General features: G+C 43.3%; 5 protein-coding genes. 1 reads left to right on the top strand and 4 read right to left on the bottom strand.

Annotation, left to right across the window (positions count from 1 at the left end; translation table 11 throughout):
- Both AAFM34_RS13850 and topA read right to left on the bottom strand, forming a co-directional pair.
- The coding region (locus AAFM34_RS13850; protein WP_341663779.1) for a sugar phosphate nucleotidyltransferase at positions 1-612 on the bottom strand (612 nt) is incomplete at its 3' end.
- Between the two features lie 341 nt (positions 613-953).
- Positions 954-3581, bottom strand: a complete 2628-nt coding sequence (gene topA, locus AAFM34_RS13845) for a type I DNA topoisomerase (RefSeq protein ID WP_341663777.1) — start codon at positions 3579-3581, stop codon at positions 954-956.
- Positions 3582-3930: 349 nt separating this feature from the next.
- On the opposite strand from topA, the gene AAFM34_RS13840 reads away from it, so the two are divergent.
- Positions 3931-4182 (top strand): DUF2498 family protein, encoded by a 252-nt coding sequence (locus AAFM34_RS13840; RefSeq protein ID WP_341663775.1) that lies wholly within the window; start codon positions 3931-3933, stop codon positions 4180-4182.
- Between the two features lie 102 nt (positions 4183-4284).
- Here the strand turns inward: AAFM34_RS13840 and aroA are convergent, their stop codons facing one another.
- Entirely contained in the window at positions 4285-5565 is a 1281-nt protein-coding gene (gene aroA, locus AAFM34_RS13835) for a 3-phosphoshikimate 1-carboxyvinyltransferase (protein WP_341663773.1), read from the bottom strand.
- A gap of 140 nt (positions 5566-5705) precedes the next feature.
- On the bottom strand, positions 5706-6161 hold the full coding sequence (locus AAFM34_RS13830; protein ID WP_341663781.1) for a glycine zipper 2TM domain-containing protein: 456 nt from the start codon (positions 6159-6161) through the stop codon (positions 5706-5708).
- Positions 6162-6172: the final 11 nt, after the last annotated feature.

Genomic DNA, 6172 nt, shown 5'->3' with positions numbered 1-6172 from the left:
GGGCTGAGCTTCAAATATATAATTACCCATGGAAACAAGCGCATGCTCTGGATCCCCGGGAATCGGCTTAGGGTGGGTTGGTTTTTCTTCGAATCCAATCATTCGATTGTCCTCGTCTATTTCAATCACTCCGAAACTCGAAGCTTCAGGGAGAGGGACACGAAGTGCAGATACTGTTAATGACGCATGTTTTTGCTTATGGAAATCGAGAACTTGTTTGATATCCATTTTATAGATATGGTCCGAACCAAAAATACACACTTGCTCAGGCTCAGCTAACTCCATAAAACGTAGATTTTGGTATATCGCATCAGCAGTTCCTTCGTACCAACGTTTCCCTGTTCTCATCTGGGCCGGAATAGGGTCAATAAACCGGTCGGTAATACCACTAATATTCCAGCCTTTTTTTAGATGATGAAACAGAGATTGGGATTTGAACTGCGTTAATACATAAATACGCATTAAATCCGCATTAACAAAGTTATTCAGTGCAAAATCAATAAGGCGGTAACTTCCACCAAATGGTACTGCAGGCTTGCTGCGGGGTTCTGTCAATGGGCGAAGACGTGAGCCTTCTCCACCCGCGAGGATCATTCCTAACACACCAGCCATTCTATAGTCTCCATACGTGTACACTTTGGCAAAGTACCCATTCCAAAGCCTATCGCTATCTGCCAACTTGCAAATCTGTCACCACACAAACATATGAAATGAAAAGCGCTTACACTCATACAAATCGACTACATAATGTTTTAGAGTTACAGAATTATGCATCCTGTTTACTATAACTTACCCCATTTCCATAAATTTACAATTCAAAACATGTAATAGCCCAAGCGTTCCCGCACAGAGTATGATCCACCTCTAGCCATAAAGCCTTGGGTGCTCACTTTGTGGCAATAAAAAAGCAGCCACATAATGTGGCTGCTTTGATACATAAATTTTGTCTAGCGCTACTTCGCTGACTTTTTACGCTTATCTGTGATTTCCCAGTTACCATCGACGAACAAAGCCGTATACCCTGATGGTTTACCGTCTACCTCTGATCGCACATAGTTCTCCTTCGATTTACGGCTGAATCGAACCACCATAGAACGCCCGTCAGGATCCTTCTCTGGAGCTGTGGTTAAGTAATGAAACTTAGGAGATATACGATCTTTAAACCTAACTAACTCCTCCACTAGTGGAGCGCGAGTTTCACGAGATTTAGGGAAAGTACTCGCAGCAAGAAACAGCCCTGATGCACCATCTCTTAGAACAAAGTAAGCATCGGAGTTTTCACATGGAAGCTCTGGAAAATGGACTGGATCTTCTTTCGGTGGTGCTACCTCACCATTTTTAAGGATTTTACGAGTGTTTTTGCATGACTCACTTGTGCAATCCATGTACTTACCAAAACGCCCGTTTTTCAGCACCATATCGCTGCCACACTTATCGCAGTCAACTACAGGTCCATCGTAACCTTTTACAGTAAACTCACCATGTTCTACAACATAGCCATCACAATTTGGGTTGTTACCACAAACATGTAACTTACGCTTGTCATCAATTAAGTAGGCATCCATCGCTGTCTCACAGATGGGACAACGTTTTTTAGCACGCAGTGCAGCTGTCTCAACGTCTTCTTCAAGTACGTTGATGATACCTTCTTCATCACCTAAGTTTATTGTCGTTTTACAGCGCTCTTTAGGTGGCAGTGCATAGCCTGAACAGCCTAAAAACACACCCGTTGAAGCAGTTCGGATTCCCATTTCTCGAGAACAGGTTGGACATTCAATATCAGTGTAAACAATGTGGTTCGGCCTCATACCGCCATCTTGTTCATCCAACTCTGCTTTTTCCAAATCACCAGTAAAATCACCGAAAAAGTTGTCTAAGACTTTCTTCCAGTTGGCTTCTCCATCTGCGATTTGATCAAGCTTTTCTTCCATACGAGAAGTAAACTCGTAGTTCATCAATTCATGGAAGCTATCATCTAAACGATCGGTAACAATCTCACCCATTTTTTCAGCATAAAATCGACGCTGATCTACTTTCACATATCCACGGTCCTGAATGGTAGATATGATGGATGCGTATGTTGATGGTCGACCGATACCTCGTTTCTCAAGCTCTTTAACTAACGCAGCTTCAGTAAATCTTGCTGGCGGTTTGGTAAAATGTTGCTTGGGATCTAAACTCACCAAATCAACTTTATCACCAACTTGCACCGGAGGAAGGATTTGATCTTCATTTTTCCCAAGTGGGCGCTGAACACGTGTCCATCCATCAAACTTTAGAATTCTACCCTTTGCTTTTAAAGTATACTCGGCGGCTTTAACACTGACTGTTGTAGAATCATATTTAGCTGGCGTCATTTGACAAGCGACAAACTGATTCCATATTAGGGAGTAGAGTTTGTGGGCATCTGCCTCCATTCCAGAAAGGTCATCGGCTTTAACCGATACATCTGAAGGACGTATTGCTTCGTGTGCTTCTTGAGCTCCCTGCTTACTTCCGTAAACATTCGGCTTAGCAGGCAAGTAGGGCTCACCAAATTCGTCTGTAATAAACTGGCGAGCGGCTTCGACTGCCTCAGAGCTTAAATTTGTCGAGTCAGTTCGCATATAGGTAATATAACCAGCTTCATACAAGCGCTGAGCCAGCATCATGGTTTTTTTAACACCATAGCCAAGACGGGTACTCGCTGCTTGTTGCAAGGTCGAGGTAATGAAAGGGGCAGAAGGCTTACTTGATGTAGGTCTGTCTTCTCGCTTACATACCTCGTAAGCTGCATTTTCTAATACAGCAATCGCTGACTGAGCTTGCGCCTCATTTTCTGGCTTAAATGCTACACCACCTTTTTGCGCTACTTGAAGACGGAAGTCTGACTTATCCGTCGTTTTAGTATCTGCGTGAATGTCCCAGAACTCTTCTGGGATAAAGGCATTAATTTCTCTTTCACGCTCAACAAGTAGCTTAACAGCGACGGATTGGACCCGACCAGCAGAAAGACCGCGTGCCACTTTTTTCCATAGTAGCGGCGATACCATAAACCCAACAACACGGTCCATGAATCGGCGAGCTTGCTGAGCATTTACGCCATCCATATTCAGCTCACCAGGTGTTTCAAAAGCCTGCTGAATCGCGTTTTTAGTGATTTCGTTAAAAACTACTCGTTTATATCGCTCTTCATCACCACCGATGATCTCACGAAGGTGCCAAGCGATGGCTTCTCCTTCGCGGTCCAAATCGGTTGCGAGATAAACACTGTCTGCATCCTTAGCTAGTTTTTGTAACTCAGCGACGACCTTCTCTTTTCCAGGTAAGATCTGATAGTTAGGCTCCCAGCCGTTAAACGGGTCAATACCCATTTTTTTAATCAGAGCCTTACGATCTTTCTCTTTCTTGATTCGAGCTTTTTCTTCCACGCTCAAACCTTTAGTAGAGATGGCCGCTGCTTTTTGGCCAGTACTTTGACCAGCCGTAGGTAGGTCTCGCACATGACCTACGCTGGACTTTACAATAAAGTCCTTACCTAAATACTTATTGATGGTTTTAGCCTTAGCTGGCGACTCCACAATAACGAGTGACTTACCCATATTGACTCAAGTGTCCTTTATATGACCCGGCCTTATAACGCACGGCATACTTAAAATGTTACTTCTTTTTTACTATCGAGTGAGAAATCCAGAAGATCAATCTCTTTTTTTAAATTCACTGCTAAGTGGTCGACAATTCATCGAATCACAACTCACCTCTTCAAAAGGCTCCACATACTAGCCGTGGCTAGGATACTTCTGCTAATACAAGCGAGAAAATTTTGTCACCGCTCACAAAATAAGAGCCATTGCACTATTCGCTTTGGTTGATCTACCTCAAAGGGTAGAAATGCGACTTCTTATAGACTCGCCTCTATCTATATAAGCAATAGAGCATGAGTAATAATAGATGAACCAGAGAAAAGTCATTTCAAAATTCGAACTTTTATTGATTGCCAACCACCTAATTCAAGAGCACAGCGATTATATTGTCGGCATGACAGCTGATGAGGTTGAAGAAAAAGACGGTGTTCTCATTTTCAAAGGTCACTGTTTTCTCGATACAAATGGGTTACCCACCCACAAAACGCCATCAGCTTTCAATGTACTGAAATACCTTACGCTTCACTTATCTAATCAATTTACGTTGAAACAAAGCTAGATTCTTGCAGCATTGTGGTTACCATACACGGTGATAGCTCCAAGGAACTAAGGTAAAGTAACCGATTTTATTCAGCCCCAAATTGCCATTGGGGCTGATGTTTTAAACGCCTAGTGAAGAAAGCTTGTCAAAATAATCCGGAAACGTTTTTGAGGTACATTTCGGATCATTAATCGTAACAGGCGTATCACTCAAAGCCACGAGAGAAAAGCACATGGCCATTCTATGGTCATCATAGGTATCAATTTTTGCGTGGATAAGCTGACTGGGGGGAGTGACTACAATATAGTCTTCGCCCTCATCAACTTCTGCCCCAACTTTGCGCAATTCTGTCGCCATAGCAGCTAGACGATCCGTTTCCTTTACTCGCCAGTTATAAACGTTACGAATTGCCGTTGTCCCTTCAGCAAACAAAGCCGTGGTTGCAATGGTCATAGCGGCATCTGGAATATGGTTAAAATCCATATCAATGGCTTTAAGCTTGCCTACTCGAGAGATGACATAATCATCACCCCACTCGATGTCTGCTCCCATTTTTTCTAATGCATCCGCAAACTGAATATCACCTTGAATGCTATTACGGCCAATACCCGTGACTTTTATTTCTCCCCCCTTAATTGCTGCAGCAGCTAGAAAGTAAGAAGCCGACGAAGCATCACCCTCGACAAGAAAGTCACCAGGAGAAATGTAAGATTGCCCATGGCGAATAACAAACTCTTGATAGCTATGGTTTTCTACCTTCACACCAAACTGTGACATGATATGTAAGGTAATATCGATATAGGGTTTGGATACCAAGTCACCGATAATCTTAATGGTGACATCTTCTTTCGCCATAGGTGCAGACATCAAAAATGCAGTTAGAAATTGGCTTGATATAGACCCATCGATTTCAATCACTCCACCTTTCAGGCCAGTTCCTGTGATCTTTAGCGGAGGATAATCGTCGTTCTCTAAATATTCTACGCTTGCACCGGCTTGTCGAAGCGCTTGCACCAAATGACCAATAGGCCTTTCCTTCATGCGTGGCTCGCCTGTTAAAACATAGTCGCCGGTCCCCAAACAAAGAGCCGCCGCCAGTGGGCGCATTGCCGTTCCCGCATTGCCGAGAAAGAGCTCTAACGCGTCTTGGGAATCAAATGGCCTACCTCGTCCCTCAACTTCGCAAACTGTTTTATCTTGCGAGAGCGTGTAATTCACCCCGAGTTTGGTCAGCGCATTCAACATGTGACGAATATCGTCGCTATCGAGAAGGTTAGTCAACCGAGTCGTCCCTTGCGCTAGAGCGGCAAGCAGTAATGCCCGATTTGAAACACTTTTTGAACCTGGCAAGTTCACTTCGCCATGAACTTTACTGATGGGTTGTAACGTGAGGCTTTCCATTTAATTCTGATATTCCTTGATTAAGCAAGCACTGAAAATTGTTATTAACGGGAGCGTAACTAAAATTGCCACCTAAAACCAGACCAGAGTCACAATTAATGTCGATATTTTTTTGGTTTCACGAGTTAACTGTGAGCTTATCAATACTCTTTGTCTACCCGCACTCCATTATCAAAATACAGTATGCGTACCTTATCACCACGCTCAAACAGCATGCTATTGTCGACATCTTGAATAACATCAATAAGCTTACCTTTGTCAGTTTTAATCAGTAGTTCAACCAACTTGTATTCGACTTTATATTCTTGATTTGCAAGATTATGTGCGACTCCTGCGCCAGCAACGGCTCCAACTGCTGTCGCCACCTGCTTACCCGTTCCACCACCGAATTGGTTACCAACAACCCCTCCGACAACAGCTCCTAGCAAAGTCTCCCAACCTGACGATTCTGCTTTTACGACATCCTGCTGCGTTAAATATCGCACAGAGTCTATACTTCCAAAGACAACCTCGTTAACTGGTCTAGCTTTATTTCTCTCATAAGCTGCATTGGCAAAGAGTGGTAAAATGAATAAAATCAAAAGCCATTTTCTCATCATAATTCTCC

Origin of the sequence: Vibrio sp. (genome assembly GCF_038138445.1) — a bacterium.
Classification (GTDB): domain Bacteria; phylum Pseudomonadota; class Gammaproteobacteria; order Enterobacterales; family Vibrionaceae; genus Vibrio.
The sequence above is the reverse complement of the archived record's forward strand: the minus strand, read 5'-3'. Positions and strand labels throughout refer to the sequence as shown.